The sequence below is a fragment of the Streptomyces sp. SP18BB07 genome (genome assembly GCF_036322545.1).
GTDB lineage: Bacteria > Actinomycetota > Actinomycetes > Streptomycetales > Streptomycetaceae > Streptomyces > Streptomyces deccanensis.
Genome location: NZ_JAQYWT010000362.1, coordinates 262968 through 278038, shown reverse-complemented (window position 1 = coordinate 278038; position 15071 = coordinate 262968). Strand labels below are relative to the sequence as shown.

Genomic DNA, 15071 nt, shown 5'->3' with positions numbered 1-15071 from the left:
TGCTCTGAACGTCCGCATGCGGCCACCACCCGGTCCACCAACCCCGGCGGATACACCCAGGTCAGAAGACCAAGACCCGATAAGTCAGACGCACTCGCAGCCACCCCAACCACCCCCGGGACCCACTGCCAACCAGCCTACGCCCACGGCAAAAGCAACGGCATTGCGCCTAGAGGTTGTCCCGTATGAGGTGTGAGTTATCCGGCGAGGGAGAGGTTGTGGAGCCGGGCGATGCCCAGCATGGCCTGGTGAATGCCGTTGCCCTTGAGCCGGCAGTCCCGCAGGATCTTCCAGTTCTTCAACCGCGACAGGGCGTGTTCCACCCGGGCTCGCGCCCGTCGGTGGACGGCATTCTCCGCTTCCTGCTGCAGGCTGAGGTGCGTCTGACCTCGTCGTTTGCGGTGCGGGATGAGCAGGCCGGTGCCCTGGTATCCGCCGTCGGCGATGGTCGGTGCGCCGCGGCAGGCCCGGTCGACGCCGGACTCCGTGAAAGCCCGGCAGTCGTTGCGGCTGCCGGGCAGCGGCAGGCCGATCGCCACTACCAAGCGGCTGTTGGCATCGATCACGACCTGCACGTTCGTCGAGTACCGATAGTTCTTACTGGACGCGGCCACGCTGCGATCACGGGTGGGCACCAGAGTCCCGTCGACGATGTAGACGGTGTCTTTGCGCGGTCGGCGGGCCGGCGAGATGGCCAGCAAAGGCGCCAAGTGATCGAGGATGCGGTCGGCCGCAGACTTCGAGACCCCGAACAACGGGGCCATCTGCCGCAATGTCAGGTTCGTGCGCCAGTACGTAGCGACCAGCAACACCCGGTTCTCCAGCGGCAGCCGCCAGGGACGGCCGCGCTGAACGTCACCACCGCGACGCCGCACCAACGCGACCAGCCTGGTGAACTGCGACTCGGTCAGCCCGGAGAACGGCTCGATCCACTTCGGATCATCCGCTGAGATCACCCCACCCATGCCCAGCCAACGCACCAACCGCCCCACCGGTTACGGGACAACCTCTAGGTATGCGGATCGCTGGGTGCGTTTCCACAGCCTTCCCGGCTCGAAGCGCTACCCGGAGTCCGAGGACGAGTACGCGATCGTGCTGGACCGGTACAACACGATCCTCGACGAGTTGTTCGCCGACACGGACGTGTTCGTGGTGACCATGGATTGGTCGAACACACCGACCGGGCCCGCAGGTTACCCGACGCCACGACAGATGCTGCACCCTGACGGCATCCGCTGGTGGACCGAGTCGAAGCAGGACGACCCCGACCCGGATTTTCACACCCACACACGTCTGTACATCGACCGACGCCCGTGGGAACGCGGCTGCGTCGATGAGCTGTTGCGAGCGGTCGCGGACGATGCACTCGCCGAAGTCTTCCTCACCGACACGGAGCTTCGATGCATCCACCATCCCTACGACGGCGGCGCAGACGTCATCCTCGCCACGCCTGCGGAGCGCGACCGTGTGCGTGACCGACACACAAACTGGCTCTCCAGTCACCCAGCCTGCCTCTGAAACCCACGGCGGCTCCCCCTTCCCCGACCGACGCGCATGAGTCTGTCAACGCTTTTCGATGACTTTGTCAAGCCTCGTTCACAGACCCTTTCACCTGTCACCGACTCCTCTGCACAGCCCCCGACAACCCGCACGATGCTGCGTCCGACGTGCACCGTCGCAACGAGCGGCGGTCGAAAATCGCTGGCCTGCTGACCTGGCCGACTCCACGCTGTACGCCATGGAAGAACCGCACCGCAGGATCCGCGCGCTTCACACGGCATCGACGATCACCGTCTACCAGGCGTACTCCCCTCAAATCGGACTGCCCACCATCCGCGACGGCCGTTTTCCCGCCGCGTGGAAGCCTGACCGCATGACGTGGATCAAACCCAGTTTCATGTGGATGATGTACCGCTCCGGCTGGGGCATGAAGGAGAGTCAGGAGACCGTCCTGGCCTTCGAGATCACTCGCGAGGGCTTCGACTGGGCGCTGCGCCATGCCTGCCTGTCGCATTACGTCCGCGGACTGCATCCCGATCGCGACACCTGGCAGCGTGACCTCAAGCGCGCACCGGCCCGTGTCCAGTGGGATCCCGAACGCGACCTGCACCTGCGTCCCCTGCCGTACCGCTCGCTGCAACTGGGGCTCTCGGGTGAGGCATCGTCGCGTTACGCGGACGAGTGGATCGTGTCCATCAGCGACGTCACCCCGCTCGCCCACGAGATCCACGCACTCGTCAGGGACGGCGAACTGGACTCAGCTGCCCGACTGCTCCCCCAGGAACAGGAGTACCCCGCCAGTGCAGAACTCCTGGCCCACCTGCGTCCCTGACCGGCACTCCGGGCACAGCCGCCAGGATCACCCACGGGTCACATGGCAGCAAAGGTCTGTGAACGGTGCTTGATGATCCACGTCATCCGGTCCCGCTTCCACGCGGCCGGGAACCGGCCGTCCCGGGCCGCTGGGCCGCCAATCTCCGGGCGGTACGCCTGGTAGACGGTGACCGTGTCGGGGGTGTGGCGGGCACGGACGCGGAACCTGGGCTCGGTCGCTGAGGGGCGTTCACTTTCAGTCACGGGCACCAGGTTCGGTCACGGCGACGCCGCCGAGCCACCGAATATCCACGGCCGACGCGCGGCCGGTCACGGGCCCGACGGCTCTGCGGCCCCGGAAATATCCCCCATCCGCCCGCACGCCCCTTGGCGTGGCGCGTGTCCTGCCCCAAGACTGAGCCGATGACGCAGCGTGTGGAGCTCGCGACCGTGATGGACCGGCTCGCCGTCGACGGCCTGATCACCGAGTACGCGGTGGCGGTGGACGACGGCGACTGGGCGGCGTACCGGGACCTGTTCGCACCGCGGGGCCGCGCGGACTACCGCTCGGCCGGCGGTATCGAGGGCGATGCCGGGCAGGTCGCCGGGTGGCTGGCGCGGAGCATGGAGCTCTTCCCCATGCGCCAGCACCTCATCGTCAACCGCCGGGTGCGCTTCGAACTCCTGGAGCAGGACACCGGCGACACCGCCCGGGTCCAGGCGGACTACATCAACCCGATGCGCTTCGCCGGCCACGACGGGGGATCCACCGCCCCCGACTTCGTCTGCGGCGGCCGCTACGCCTTCGCCCTCGTCCGCACGCCGGACGGCTGGCGCCTGCGCGAGGTCGTGGTCCAGGAGAAATGGCGCCGGGCCCCCGAGGGCCTCACCCCCACCCAGCACCCCTCCCCAGCCTGACCGAACCACCCGTTCCGACCCCTCAGCCACGCCCCCGCTGTCACCACCCCCGCGCCCCGCGCACCACCCCGACGCCACGGCCACGCCCCCGCCGCCACCACCCACAGACCCGCGCCCCGCGTACCACCCCCACCCCCACCCCCGGCCCAGGCCCTCTGTCGGAGATCGTCCCCGGCGCGCACACTGGAAGGACTCACCGGTGGGGAGGGAGGCGCTGTATGCGGACGGCGGACTGGGTGGCCTCCCCATGGCGGCGGCGGACAGCGCACTGGTCGGCCACCCCATGGCGGCGGACGGAGGACTGGTCGGCCTCCCCCTGGCGGCGCCGAGCGGCCCTCGTCGTGGCCGGAGCCCTGCCCGTGCTCGCGTTCCCGGAGCCGGGCCTGTGGTGGTTCGCCTGCGCGGCGCTGGTGCCGTGGATGCTCGTGGTCCGCACGGCCCCGACCGGCCGCCGGGCGATGTACGACGGCTGGCTCGGCGGATGCGCGTTCATGCTGGCCATGCACCACTGGCTGCTGCCGAACCTCCATGTGTTCACCTTCGTCATCGCCGGCCTGCTGGGCGCGCTGTGGGCACCCTGGGCCTGGCTGGTGCGCCGTTTCCTGGCCGGGACGCCGTCGCCGGGCCGGGTCGCCGCCGCGCTGCTGGTGGTGCCGTCGGGCTGGCTGGTGATCGAACTCGTCCGCTCCTGGCAGGGCCTCGGCGGGCCGTGGGGCCTGCTGGGGTCCAGCCAGTGGCAGGTGGAGCCCGCGCTGCGGCTGGCCTCGGTCGGCGGGGTCTGGCTGATCAGCTTCCTGCTGGTGGCCGTCAACGTCGCGGTCACCGTGCTGGTCGCCGTGCGCCGGTCGCGGGCGCCGGCGCTCGCCGGTCTCGTCGCGACGGCCATCGCGACGTCGGCGGTGTGGCTGTGGGCGCCGCGCCCCGACATCCGGGGCGAGGTGCGGATCGCCGTCGTGCAGCCCGGGGTGACCGACGGCCCCGACAACCGGTTCGACCGTGAGGAGGCGCTCACCCGCCGGCTCGCCGGGCAGGACCTCGACCTGATCGTGTGGGGCGAGAGCAGCGTCGGTCACGACCTCGCCGACCGCCCCGACCTCTCCGACCGGATCGCCGCGCTGGCCCGCGAGACGGACACGAACATCCTGGTGAATGTGGACGCCCGCCGCTCCGACCGTCCCGGCATCTACAAGAGTTCGGTGCTGGTGGGTCCCGACGGCCCGACCGGCGACCGCTACGACAAGATGCGCCTGGTCCCCTTCGGCGAGTACATCCCGATGCGCTCGCTGCTCGGCTGGGCCACCTCCGTCGGCGAGGCCGCCGGTGAGGACCGCAGGCGCGGCACCGAGCAGGTCGTGTTCGACTCCGGGGAGGGGCTGCGGATCGGCCCCATGGTCTGCTTCGAGTCCGCGTTCCCCGACATGAGCCGTCATCTCGCCCGGGACGGCGCCGAGTTGCTGCTCGCGCAGTCGGCGACCTCGACGTTCCAGCAGAGCTGGGCCCCCGAGCAGCACGCCTCGCTGGCGGCGCTGCGGGCCGCCGAGACCGGCCGCCCGATGGCCCACGCGACGCTCACCGGTGTCTCGGTGGTCCACGGCCCGGACGGCGAGCGCGTCGGCCCCCGGCTCGGCACCGACGAGAGGACGACAGCGGTGTACGTCGTGCCGCTGGCGAGCGGCACGACGCCGTACGTCCGCTTCGGGGACTGGCCGGTGGACGCGGCGCTGCTGACGCTGCTCGCCTGGGGCGCCTTCGAGGGCGTACGGGCCGTACGGCTCAGGCGGCGGACCGGTCCTCCACCGCCCGGACCACCCGCTCGCACAGCTCATGGGTCGCCAGCGCGTCCCGCGCGCTGAGCACCCTGCCCGCGCGCACCGCGTCGAGGAAGGCGAGGACGGCCTGCTCGATGCCGCGCTGGCGGGCCACCGGCACCCAGTCGCCCCGCCGCCTCGTCGACGGCTGCCCCTTGTGGTCGATCACCTCGGCGAGGTTCACGACCTGTCGCTTGGTGTCCTGGCCGGAGACCTCCAGGATCTCCTCCGCCGAGCCACTGAGCCGGTTCATGACACCGAGCGCGGTGAATCCGGCTCCGGAGAGCTGGAGCACCACGTGGTGCAGCAGTCCGTCCTCGGTCCGGGCCCGTACGGTCACGTCCTCGATCTCGCCCGGCACCAGGAACCGCAGGGTGTCCACGACATGGATGAAGTCGTCCAGGACCATCGTGCGCGGCACCTCGGGCAGGCCGATGCGGTTCTTCTGCATGAGGATCAGCTCGCGCGGATGGTCGGCGCACTGCGTGTACCCGGGCGCGTACCGCCGGTTGAATCCCACGGCGAGCCCGACGCCGCGCTCCTCCGCGAGCCGTACGAGCCGTTCGGAGTCGGCGAGTTCGTACGCGAGCGGCTTGTCGACGTACGTCGGCACACCCGCCTCCAGCAGGCGTTCCACGATCTCGGGGTGGGCCACGGTGGGCGCGTGCACGAAGGCCGCGTCGAGGTCCTGGGCCAGCAGCGCGTCGAGGTCGGTGTGCCGCCGGCCGGGCGGGAGGTGGAGGCTGTCGGCGACGCGGGTGAGGGTGGCGGGCGTCCGCGTCTGCAGATGGAGTTCGAGCCCCGGTTGGGTGCCGAGCACCGGCAGATACGCCTTCCGCGCGATGTCGCCGAGCCCGATGCAGCCGACCTTCACAGGGGTCTCCCGTCCACGGTGTGCCGTCGAAATGCCTCGTCGGCAGCATACGGGGGCTGCGAGGATGGCCGGCATGACCGAACTGCGCACCGAACCCTCCGTCACCGCCGACGAACGGGCCATGTTGGAGGGCTGGCTCGACTACCACCGGGAGACGCTCGCGCTCAAGTGCGAGGGCCTGGACGACGCCCAGTTGCGGACCGCCTCGGTGCCGCCCTCCGAGCTCTCCCTCCTCGGTCTCGTCCGGCACATGGCGGAGGTCGAGCGCATCTGGTTCCGCAAGGTGCTCGTGGACGACGACCAGGGGCCGATCTACTTCAGCGAGGCGGACCCGGACGGGGAGTTCCATCCGACCGAGGCGGACACCTGGGAGGAGGCGTACGGGACCTGGCAGGCGGAGATCGCGGTCGCCCGCCGCAACGCCGGGGCCTTCGCCCTGGACGACGTCGCCAAGGCCGTGCACCGGCGGTCGGGCGAGGCACCGAGCCTGCGGTGGCTCTACACCCACATGATCGAGGAGTACGCGCGGCACAACGGTCACGCGGACCTGCTCCGGGAGCGGATCGACGGGGTCACCGGGTACTGACCGGCCCGAGCCCGACGAGAGGCGAGTCGCCCGCGCACGGCATCGGCGCCCCAGAGTGCGGCCCGTGGCGTCGTCGGGGTGCCGCGGGCGTCACCCATGTGGGGGCATCATCCGTCCGTCCTCTCCCCAAAGCCGCACGGACACAGCAGAGTTGCGCGCGTGCATCGACCGACCACCACCGCAACGCTCCTGGTCACCGTGGCCGTCTCGGCTCTCACCGGCTGCGTGACCGCGCATGACCCGCCCCCGTCGCAGGCGCCGCCCGTCCCGTCCCGGCCGTCCGAGCCCCGACCGGACGGCACCACGGAGACTCAGATCGTGGAGGCCCCGGCGCGCGAGGCCCTGAGACTGGTCGGCCCGCCGAGGGAACCCACTCCGAGCGCGCCCCGGAAGCCGGGGCCCGCCCCGTCCGCTCCGCCCGCCACCGGCGCCGCCCCGACCCCCGCCGCACCCCCACCACCCCGCGACGAGCGACCGGCGCCCCGCGAGCGGCACGACCCGCCGCCCGGTTCCCGCACCCACGTCGAGATCCCGCCCCTGCCCAAGTCCGTCCCGACGACCCCGCCGAAGAACGCCGACGTGTGCGCACTCGGCCACCGCTACGGCGGCTGGGGCAAGGACACCCCCCAGGCGGCCATCTGCAAGGACGTCTACGGCCGTTGACCCCCGGCGGACACGCGAACGGGCCCGCCCCAGCCGCACCCCCTAGGGCCGCTGTCGTGGCGGCCCCGGTGTCTCCCCTCCGGTGGGGCCCGTCTCGTCGAGCCGGGCCTCCAGGCGGGCCAGGGCGGTGCGGACGCCGTCGCCGTGGCCATCGTCCCCCAGCGTGGCCAGCGCTGCCCGGGCCAGCCGCAGATGGCTGCGGGCCGCGTCGTGGCGGCCCAGCCTGGCGTAGTCGGCGGCGAGGTTGAGGTGGAGCGCGGGGTAGAAGGCCCGCGCCGCGAGCTCATCTCGGTCCTTCGTCGGACGGCCGTCGGAGAGTTCGTCGGCCGCCGACAGCGCCCTGAGGTCCCAGGCCAGTTCGGTGTCGGGGTCGTCCTGGGTGTCGGCCATGTAGTGCGCCAGGGTGCAGCGGTGGAGCGGGGCACCGTCCTCCCCGATCTCCGCCCACAGCCGCAGCAGACGGTCCCGGGCCTCCTCGCGGTCACCCCCGTGGTGCAGCATGACCGCCTGCCCGATCCGGGTCATCACGGCGTCCGGCGCCATCCGCTCCTGTCGCTCCACCACCGCGTCCTCCGCACTCGTCGGCCCGTGACCCGCCTGTCCCTCCCGACGCTAGCGGCAGGCACGGGCGATCCCGGTCAGGCCGCTCCGTACGACCGCGGGGCCGCCCCGGCGGCCGTACGGCGAGCAGCCGGGCCCGTCAGCCGAGGTCGGGGATGGTCCAGTCGATCGCCTCGTGGCCCTGCCGGGCGACGGCCTCGTTGATCTGGGTGAACGGCTGGGAGCCGAAGAACTTCTTCGCCGACAGCGGCGAGGGGTGCGCGCCCTTCACCACCGCGTGGCGCTCCTCGTCGATCAGCGGGAGCTTCTTCTGCGCGTAGTTGCCCCACAGCACGAAGACGGCCGGATCGGGCCGGTCGGCGACCGCGCGGATCACGGCGTCGGTGAACTTCTCCCAGCCCTTGCCCTTGTGCGAGTTGGCCTCGCCCGCGCGGACCGTGAGGACCGCGTTGAGCAGCAGCACGCCCTGCTGGGCCCACGGCATGAGATAGCCGTTGTCCGGGATGGGGGTGCCCAGCTCGGCCTGCATCTCCTTGTAGATGTTCCGCAGCGAGGGCGGGGTCTTCACCCCGGGCCGCACGGAGAAGCACAGCCCGTGGCCCTGGCCCTCGCCGTGGTAGGGGTCCTGACCGAGGACGAGGACCTTCACGCTCTCGTACGGCGTGGCGTCGAGCGCGGCGAAGACCTGCTCACGGGGAGGGTAGACGGGACCCTTGGCGCGCTCCTCCTCGACGAACTCGGTGAGTTCCTTGAAGTAGGGCTGCTGCAGCTCGTCCCCCAGGACCCCGCGCCAGGACTCGGGCAGCATGGCGATGTCGGTCACGTCAACTTCCTCCGGTGTGCGCTCACTTCACGGCCACGGAACACGCGGCCATGGGCAGCCGCGCGAGGCGCGGCCGCCGTCAGAGCACAGAACCTACAGGCGCCCACTGACAACGGGGCCCGGCACCGGGAATTACCAGCTGGTCTTCCAGGACAGCTGCCACATGGTCATCATCGTCGCGGGGTCGATGACGTTCTCCAGGCCGGCGATCTCCTCGTTCGCGGCCGTGTACGCCTTGCCCTGCCACAGCGGGATCAGGCGGGCGTCGTCCACGAGGATCTGCTGGGCCTCCTCGAACTCCTCGGCGACGGCTCCGCGGTCGCTCTCGGCGCGCGACTCCGGGAGCAGCTTGTCCGTGATCTCGGGGGACTTGTACGGGGTGCCGAGCGCGTTCTGCTCGCCCACGAAGGGGGCGATGAAGTTGTCGGCGTCGTTGAAGTCGGGGTTCCAGCCACGTCCGAAGACCGGGTACTCGCCGTTCTGGTAGCCCTCGGAGTAGGTCTTCCAGGGGCGGCTCTTCAGCGTGACCTTGAAGAGTCCGGACGCCTCCAGCTGCCGCTTCAGCTCCTCGAAGGCCGGCTTGGTCTGGGAGCCGTACCGGTCCGTGGTGTACCAGAGCTCGAGAGGAACCGTTTCGGTGATGCCCGCCTCGGTGAGGATGGACTTCGCCTTGGTCGCGCTGGGGTTGCCGTAGTCGTCGAAGAAGCCCGTCGTGTGGCCCACCAGACCCCTGGGGATCATGGAGTACAGCGGCTCGACGGTGTCCTTGTAGATGTTGTGCGCGAGCGCCGGCCGGTCGAGGACCTGGGCGACCGCCTTGCGGACCGCGGGGTTCTTCGTCCAGGGGTCCTTGGGGTTGAACACCAGGTAACTGATCTCGGTGGTGGGGTTCTCCACGATCTGGAGCCCCTCCTCGTCGTGGTTGGCCTGAATGTCCACGATGTCCGAGGCGCCGAGACCCCGGTAGATCACCGAGATGTCCTTGTTCTTGAGGGCCTTGACCATCTCGTCGGACTGCTGGAAGTACTGGATGGTGACGGCGGAGTTCTTGAGGTCCGCGATGCCCTCGTAGTTGTCGTTGCGGACCAGCTCGGCCGTCTTGCCGTCCTCGTAGGAGGCGAGGTTGTAGGGCCCGGAGCCGACGATGCCCCCACCCTCGCGGAGCTTGTCCGCGGGGTACTCCTCGGGGTCCACGATCGACATCGCGGGCGTGGTGAGCACCAGGGGGAAGGTCGCGTCGGGCTGGCTGAGGTGGAAGACGACCTCGCGGTCGCCCTTCGTCTGCACCCGGGAGAGAGTGGTCAGCAGTCCGGCGGGGCCGCCGTTGACGTTGATCTTCTTGATGCGGTCGAACGAGTACTTGACGGCCTTGGCGTCCAGCGCGTGCCCGTTGGAGAACTTCAGGCCCTCGCGCAGCGTGCAGCTGTAGACCGTGCTGGAGCTGTCCGTGAACTCGCAGCTCTCGGCGGCGTCCGGCTCAGGCTCGGACCCGCCGGGCGAGTAGCCGAGCAGGGGCTGGAAGACGTTGCGCATCAGCTCCCAGGAGCTGTCCCAGGCCGCGGCCGGGTCCAGGGTGCTCGGCGTACTGGTCGTCCCCACGACGATGGGGTCCGCGTCGTCGGAGGCGTCCGAGGAGAACACACCGCACCCGGTCACCACGGATATGGACGCGATCACCGCGAGTGGCGGCAAGTATCGGTTCCGGTTGAACACGTGCATGCTCCTCGAAATGCCGTACCAAGAGTGGCCGAACGATACCGCAGGCCCCGGAGCCGATCCCGCCCGGCCGGTGGAGCCCTTGGTCAGTCCGCGTGTGACGGCGTTGTCGAGGTCCCGTGAGGGTGCGGACGGGCGCCGGAGATGTTCGGTGAATCGCGCACCGGCGCCCGTCCGTACTCTGTCAGCCCACCCCGGCGTTGAGGAAGATGCCGCCGTCGACCACGAGGGTCTGTCCGGTGATCCAGTCGGACTGCTCGGAGGTGAGGAACGCGGCGGCGCCACCGATGTCGGAGGGCACACCGAGCCGCCCGAGCGGGTAGGACGCGGCCGCCTCGGCCTCCCGGCCCTCGTAGAGGGCCTGGGCGAACTTGGTCTTCACCACGGCGGGCGCGATCGCGTTGGCCCGCACCTTGGGCGCGTACTCGTGCGCCAGCTGGACGGTCAGGTTGATCATGGCGGCCTTGCTGATGCCGTACGCGCCGATGAACGGCGACGCGGAGACACCGGCGACGGAGGCGATGTTGACGATGGCGCCGCCGTTGTCCTTCTGCCAGGCGTGCCAGGTCCTCTGGGCGAAGCCGAGCGCGGAGACGACATTGGTCTCGAACACCTTGCGGGCCACGTTCAGGTCGAGGTCGGCGATCGGTCCGAACACCGGGTTCGTGCCGGCGTTGTTGACCAGGTAGTCGACGCGGCCGAAGGCCTCCATCGTGCGCTCGACGGCGAGGGCCTGGTGGGCCTCGTCGTGGGCCTTGCCGGCGACGCCGATGACGCGGTCGGCGCCGAGCTGCTCGACGGCCTCCTTGAGCGCGTCCTCGTTGCGGCCGGTGATGCAGACCCGGTCGCCGCGTGCGACGAGGGCCTCGGCGATGCCGTAGCCGATGCCGCGGCTGGCGCCGGTGATGAGCGCGACCTTGCCCGAAAGTTCGGGGAGTTCCACCGAAGTCATGTTCTGGATCCCTTAGTTGAGCGGTCCGCCAGCGACGTACAGCACCTGACCGGAGACGAATCCGGCGTCCTCGCCCGTGAAGTAGGCGATGGCTCCGGCGATGTCCTCCGGGCGGCCCACGCGCTGCACGGGGATCTGGGTGGCCGCGGCGGCCTGGAAGTCCTCGAAGCCCATGCCGACGCGGGCGGCGGTGGCGGCGGTCATGTCGGTGACGATGAAGCCGGGGGCGACCGCGTTGGCGGTGACGCCGAACTTGCCGAGCTCGATGGCGAGGGTCTTGGTGAAGCCCTGCAGACCGGCCTTGGCGGCGGAGTAGTTGACCTGGCCCCGGTTGCCGAGCGCGGACGACGAGGACAGGTTCACGATCCGGCCGAACTTGGCCTCGACCATGTACTTCTGCACCGCCTTGGCCATCAGGAAGGCGCCGCGCAGGTGCACGCTCATGACCGTGTCCCAGTCGGTCGCGCTCATCTTGAACAGCAGGTTGTCGCGGAGCACGCCCGCGTTGTTCACCAGGATCGTCGGGGCGCCCAGCTCCTCGGCGATCCGGGTGACGGCGGCCTCGACCTGGGCCTCGTCGGAGACGTCGCAGCCGACCGCGAGCGCCCTGCCGCCCGCGGCGGTGATCTTCTCCACGGTGTCCTTGCAGGCGGCCTCGTCGAGGTCGATCACCGCGACGGCCCGCCCCTCGGCGGCCAGTCGTACGGCGGTCGCGGCGCCGATGCCGCGCGCGCCACCCGTGACCACGGCGACACGCTGCTCAGTGGTGGACATTGCTGGTTCTCCTCGCCCTTGGGATGCGGCTCCTGCGGCGCGCCCATCTGGTGAGCGACCGCTTAGTACCTTCAGCACACGTGACGCTAGAAGTCCTGGCACCCGGTGTCAACGTTCCACCAGGTGTGATCCCTGACGTCCGTCGGTCACTTCACCAGCAGGGCGAGCAGCCGCTCGGCCTCCGCCGCCGGATCCGCGGTGAGCCCAGTGTGCACGGGTCCCGCCTGGACGACCGTGGACCGGGGCGCGACGAGCCACCGGAACCGCCGTCCGGCGTCGTCGGAGGCGGCCTGCCCGGCGGCCTCTCCCCCGGCGCACACGCCCTCCACGGCGCGCAGCGCGGCGCGCACGCCCGCCACGTCCGCCCCGGGGTCGAGGGCGAGCAGCTTGGCCTCGTCGAGGTGGGTACGGGCCGCCACCAGGGCCCGGGAGCGGCTGTAGACGAGCACGCCCGCGTTGAAGCACTCGCCGCGCTCGACGCGGGGCACGATCCGCAGCAGCGCGTACTCGTAGACGTCCCGCCCCGTCGCGCCGGTCCCCAGGAAGCGGTCGCTCACTTGATCCCCTCGATACGTTCGTGGATGCCGACGGCGCGGGCGAGCAACGGCTGCGCGTACGCACGCCGCAGCGCGTCCGGCGTCTCGAAGCCGGGCTCGTCCGCCAGCCAGACGTCCGGGATCTCGGCGGTCACCTCGGCGAGCAGGTCCTCGGTCACCAGGGGCGCGAACTCGGCGGCGGCCGACGCGACATCGGGGCCGAAGCGGGCCAGGGCGTGGTCGGCGGCGTCGTACGGCTTGGCGGCGGAGGCGCGGGCGCCGGGCCAGTGGTGGTGCCAGATCATGGTGGCGCCGTGGTCGATGAGCCACAACTCGCCGTGCCACATCAGCAGGTTGGGGTTGCGCCAGGACCGGTCGACGTTGTTGATCAGCGCGTCGAACCAGACGATCCGCCCGGCCTCCTCGGGGCTCACCTCGAAGGCCAGCGGGTCGAAGCCGATCGCCCGCGTCAGGAAGTCCATGCCCAGGTTGGTGCCGCCGCTGGACTTGATCAGCTCCTGCACCTGTTCGTCGGGTTCGCCGAGGCCCAGGACGGGATCGAGGTCGACGGTCACGAGACCGGGCACGCGCAGTCCGAGCCGCCGCGCCAACTCCCCGCAGACCACCTCCGCGACCAGCGTCTTGCGCCCCTGACCCGCGCCGGTAAACTTCAGGACGTACGTCCCCCGGTCGTCCCCCTCGACGAGACCGGGCAGCGAGCCGCCCTCCCGCAGAGGGGTGATGTAGCGGGTCACGGCGACCTTTCTCAGCATTTCCTCAGGCCACCCACTTCATTCACCTTGCAATCCACGGTTGACGTCCGGGGTGTCGGAGAGCGTGAACCGTCCGCCATCAGACCTGGGGAGAATCTGGGGAGTTTCGGCCGTCATGCAGATCTCCCCGACTCTCCAGTAGTCCGTCAATGACCGTTCGGCCCTTGCGTCCGGCTTCCGGCATGAAGTGAGCATAGTAACCGAGGGTGATCGTCGGCGAAGAGTGGCCAAGCCACCGCGCCACGGTCACTACGGATTCTCCCGCCTCCAACATGATCGAGGCGTAGGTGTGCCTCAGCACGTGGAAGCCATCCTTCGGGGCCGCCGCCCACTGCCAGGGCTTCGCCCCTTCGGCGCGCGGCGGGATGACGCCGGCCTCGGCCAATGCGGGCTTCCAGGTGTAGGTGTTCCACGTGTTCACCGCGATGGCGTTACCGAAGCGGGTAGTGAGCAGCAGGGAGAACTTCTTCCCTTGCCCTCCCGGCTTCCCCCACGGAAGCTCGACCTCCACCGGCGGGAACGCCGCGACGTGGCGCTTCAACTCCTCGGCCACCGAGGAGGGCATGTCGACGGTTCGGGTCCTCTTTCCCTTCGGCAGGGCGAAGTACAGCCTTCCGTGGATCGCCTGAACTTGGCGTCGGACGTGGAGAACGCCTCGTGCGTAGTCGATGTCCGCCGGGCTCAATCCGAACACCTCGCCTTGCCGGAGCCCGCACCCCAGGCCCACTACGACGGCGATCCTGTTTCGCGGACTGATGAGATCGCGGACTCGAAGCGCGGTAGCCAACGGCCACGCATCGCGTCGTTCCTGGGGCGCCTTGGGCCACCGCACGGACTTCGCGTGCATGGGGTTCCGGGCAAGCCGCTTGTCGTCGACTGCTGCCCCCAGGATGGAGGAAAGCTCGGACAGAATGCCACGCTGGTAGTCCACCGACGAAACGGTTGACTCCAGCTTGGCTATGTAGGCGCGAAGGTCGGCCGCCGTGATGTTCCGCAGCGGGAGTTCACCCAGATGCGGAACAATGTGAAGGCGCGCTCGGCGTTCCTGGTTGTCCTGGGTCTTCGGCACACCGCCTCTACCCGGCGCCCAGTGCATCGCAATGTAGTCGGCCAGCGTGATTGATCCATCGCGCGGGTCCACAAACTCCCCGCGTTCCTCATCGGTAGCTGCCCGACGAAGCCACGCCTTGGCATCCTCCAAGGTGTCGAAGGAACGGTCCCGAACCCCGGAGATGCCGGCGACCTTGTACCGCTTCCCCTTGCCGTAACGGGCAGTTCGTTCCCTCTTCCCTGTGATCGGGTCCTTTTTCTTCTTGATCCAGCGGTCTTCGATGTAGCCGGCCAGGGCAGCCTCCTTGTCGAGGGGGAATTTCGCTGCACGATCTCTGGCGGCTCATGTATTGGCGGTACGGCTGACCCGTTGCTCCGGAATCGCAAGCACCGGGTTCAGGGCGCTGTTGGAACGGGAGTCGGCCTGTTCCTGCTCGCGGATCCAGGCGTAGAGGGCTTCCCTCCGGTACATAACGCGACCGCGAGGCCCCATACGGAAGCTCGGCGGTCCCTGCCGCCGGTGCCGCCAGACGTAGAGCGTGTGCGGTGAGAGACCGAGATATTCGGCGGCGTCCTTCACATTGAGGAACGCCGTACGTGCCGTGCCCGTGACAACGGGCACGGTTGTAAGGGCAGGTAGCAGTTCTGCAGGCATGGGAGGTTCTCTGTGGGATGGGGGAAGGAGCGGGCCCGGGTGTGGCCGAGAGCTGGATCTCGGCCACAC

At 69.8% G+C, this 15071-nt stretch carries 17 protein-coding genes and 1 pseudogene; 6 read left to right on the top strand and 12 right to left on the bottom strand.

Features of this window, described 5'->3' with window-relative positions; genetic code table 11:
* Positions 1 to 197 precede the first annotated feature (197 nt).
* Complete coding sequence (locus PUR53_RS41205) at positions 198 to 965, bottom strand: transposase (protein ID WP_329911990.1); 768 nt, start codon at positions 963 to 965, stop codon at positions 198 to 200.
* Between PUR53_RS41205 and PUR53_RS41200 the strand changes: the two genes are divergently transcribed.
* Positions 964 to 1518, top strand: a complete 555-nt coding sequence (locus tag PUR53_RS41200; protein WP_329911989.1) for a DUF3885 domain-containing protein — start codon at positions 964 to 966, stop codon at positions 1516 to 1518. The genes PUR53_RS41205 and PUR53_RS41200 overlap by 2 nt on opposite strands.
* A gap of 220 nt (positions 1519 to 1738) precedes the next feature.
* On the top strand, positions 1739 to 2332 hold the full coding sequence (locus PUR53_RS41195) for a DUF4291 domain-containing protein (protein WP_329901122.1): 594 nt from the start codon (positions 1739 to 1741) through the stop codon (positions 2330 to 2332).
* A 74-nt stretch (positions 2333 to 2406) separates the two neighbouring features.
* Here the strand turns inward: PUR53_RS41195 and PUR53_RS41190 are convergent.
* Positions 2407 to 2577: pseudogene (locus PUR53_RS41190) on the bottom strand (DUF4291 family protein); the annotation flags it as partial.
* Between the two features lie 159 nt (positions 2578 to 2736).
* Between PUR53_RS41190 and PUR53_RS41185 the strand changes: the two are divergent.
* Both PUR53_RS41185 and lnt read left to right on the top strand, forming a co-directional pair.
* Positions 2737 to 3231, top strand: coding sequence for a nuclear transport factor 2 family protein (locus tag PUR53_RS41185; RefSeq protein WP_329901121.1), 495 nt, complete (start codon positions 2737 to 2739; stop codon positions 3229 to 3231).
* 218 nt (positions 3232 to 3449) lie between these two features.
* Positions 3450 to 5084: an apolipoprotein N-acyltransferase gene (gene lnt, locus PUR53_RS41180; protein WP_329911988.1), complete on the top strand. Its 1635-nt coding sequence runs from the start codon at positions 3450 to 3452 to the stop codon at positions 5082 to 5084.
* Here lnt and PUR53_RS41175 read toward each other — a convergent pair.
* A complete protein-coding gene (locus PUR53_RS41175; RefSeq protein WP_329901119.1) occupies positions 5005 to 5913 on the bottom strand; it encodes a Gfo/Idh/MocA family protein in 909 nt (302 codons plus the stop codon). The two genes, lnt and PUR53_RS41175, sit on opposite strands and share 80 nt — an antisense overlap.
* Before the next feature lie 73 nt (positions 5914 to 5986).
* Here PUR53_RS41175 and PUR53_RS41170 point away from each other — a divergent pair, with 73 nt between their 5' ends.
* Together PUR53_RS41170 and PUR53_RS41165 are read left to right on the top strand one after the other, a co-directional pair.
* A complete protein-coding gene (locus PUR53_RS41170) occupies positions 5987 to 6499 on the top strand; it encodes a DinB family protein (RefSeq protein ID WP_329911987.1) in 513 nt (170 codons plus the stop codon).
* A 159-nt stretch (positions 6500 to 6658) separates the two neighbouring features.
* Positions 6659 to 7162, top strand: coding sequence for a hypothetical protein (locus PUR53_RS41165; RefSeq protein ID WP_329911986.1), 504 nt, complete (start codon positions 6659 to 6661; stop codon positions 7160 to 7162).
* A 42-nt stretch (positions 7163 to 7204) separates the two neighbouring features.
* Here the strand turns inward: PUR53_RS41165 and PUR53_RS41160 are convergent, their stop codons facing one another.
* From PUR53_RS41160 to PUR53_RS41120, 9 genes are all read right to left on the bottom strand, one after another.
* On the bottom strand, positions 7205 to 7726 hold the full coding sequence (locus PUR53_RS41160; RefSeq protein ID WP_329901116.1) for a hypothetical protein: 522 nt from the start codon (positions 7724 to 7726) through the stop codon (positions 7205 to 7207).
* A gap of 136 nt (positions 7727 to 7862) precedes the next feature.
* Entirely contained in the window at positions 7863 to 8546 is a 684-nt protein-coding gene (locus PUR53_RS41155) for a uracil-DNA glycosylase (protein WP_329901115.1), read from the bottom strand.
* A 132-nt stretch (positions 8547 to 8678) separates the two neighbouring features.
* On the bottom strand, positions 8679 to 10259 hold the full coding sequence (locus PUR53_RS41150; protein ID WP_329911985.1) for an ABC transporter substrate-binding protein: 1581 nt from the start codon (positions 10257 to 10259) through the stop codon (positions 8679 to 8681).
* A gap of 187 nt (positions 10260 to 10446) precedes the next feature.
* Complete coding sequence (locus tag PUR53_RS41145) at positions 10447 to 11214, bottom strand: SDR family oxidoreductase (protein WP_239752306.1); 768 nt, start codon at positions 11212 to 11214, stop codon at positions 10447 to 10449.
* A gap of 12 nt (positions 11215 to 11226) precedes the next feature.
* Positions 11227 to 11988 (bottom strand): 3-oxoacyl-ACP reductase FabG, encoded by a 762-nt coding sequence (fabG, locus tag PUR53_RS41140; RefSeq protein ID WP_329901113.1) that lies wholly within the window; start codon positions 11986 to 11988, stop codon positions 11227 to 11229.
* 146 nt (positions 11989 to 12134) lie between these two features.
* The gene (locus PUR53_RS41135) at positions 12135 to 12545 is read right to left on the bottom strand and encodes a DUF3037 domain-containing protein (RefSeq protein WP_329901112.1); all 411 of its coding nucleotides are present in this window, start codon (positions 12543 to 12545) and stop codon (positions 12135 to 12137) included.
* Positions 12542 to 13297 carry a HipA family kinase gene (locus PUR53_RS41130; RefSeq protein ID WP_329911984.1) on the bottom strand — a complete coding sequence of 252 codons (756 nt, stop codon included), beginning with the start codon at positions 13295 to 13297 and terminating at the stop codon, positions 12542 to 12544. The genes PUR53_RS41135 and PUR53_RS41130 overlap by 4 nt, the downstream gene beginning before the upstream one ends.
* Positions 13298 to 13376: 79 nt before the next feature.
* Positions 13377 to 14498, bottom strand: coding sequence for a tyrosine-type recombinase/integrase (locus tag PUR53_RS41125; RefSeq protein ID WP_443080423.1), 1122 nt, complete (start codon positions 14496 to 14498; stop codon positions 13377 to 13379).
* Positions 14499 to 14690: 192 nt separating this feature from the next.
* Positions 14691 to 14969 carry a helix-turn-helix transcriptional regulator gene (locus tag PUR53_RS41120; protein WP_329911983.1) on the bottom strand — a complete coding sequence of 93 codons (279 nt, stop codon included), beginning with the start codon at positions 14967 to 14969 and terminating at the stop codon, positions 14691 to 14693.
* Between the last annotated feature and the right edge of the window lie 102 nt (positions 14970 to 15071).

What these genes read in the sequence shown, in the direction of transcription:
- PUR53_RS41170 (WP_329911987.1), top strand. Translation starts at nt 5,987, where the DNA reads ATGACCGAACTGCGCACCGAACCCTCCGTCACCGCCGACGAACGGGCC.
- lnt (WP_329911988.1), top strand. Translation starts at nt 3,450, where the DNA reads ATGCGGACGGCGGACTGGGTGGCCTCCCCATGGCGGCGGCGGACAGCG.
- fabG (WP_329901113.1), bottom strand. Translation starts at nt 11,988, where the DNA reads ATGTCCACCACTGAGCAGCGTGTCGCCGTGGTCACGGGTGGCGCGCGC.
- PUR53_RS41185 (WP_329901121.1), top strand. Translation starts at nt 2,737, where the DNA reads ATGACGCAGCGTGTGGAGCTCGCGACCGTGATGGACCGGCTCGCCGTC.
- PUR53_RS41130 (WP_329911984.1), bottom strand. Translation starts at nt 13,297, where the DNA reads ATGCTGAGAAAGGTCGCCGTGACCCGCTACATCACCCCTCTGCGGGAG.
- PUR53_RS41195 (WP_329901122.1), top strand. Translation starts at nt 1,739, where the DNA reads ATGGAAGAACCGCACCGCAGGATCCGCGCGCTTCACACGGCATCGACG.
- PUR53_RS41200 (WP_329911989.1), top strand. Translation starts at nt 964, where the DNA reads ATGCCCAGCCAACGCACCAACCGCCCCACCGGTTACGGGACAACCTCT.
- PUR53_RS41205 (WP_329911990.1), bottom strand. Translation starts at nt 965, where the DNA reads ATGGGTGGGGTGATCTCAGCGGATGATCCGAAGTGGATCGAGCCGTTC.
- PUR53_RS41145 (WP_239752306.1), bottom strand. Translation starts at nt 11,214, where the DNA reads ATGACTTCGGTGGAACTCCCCGAACTTTCGGGCAAGGTCGCGCTCATC.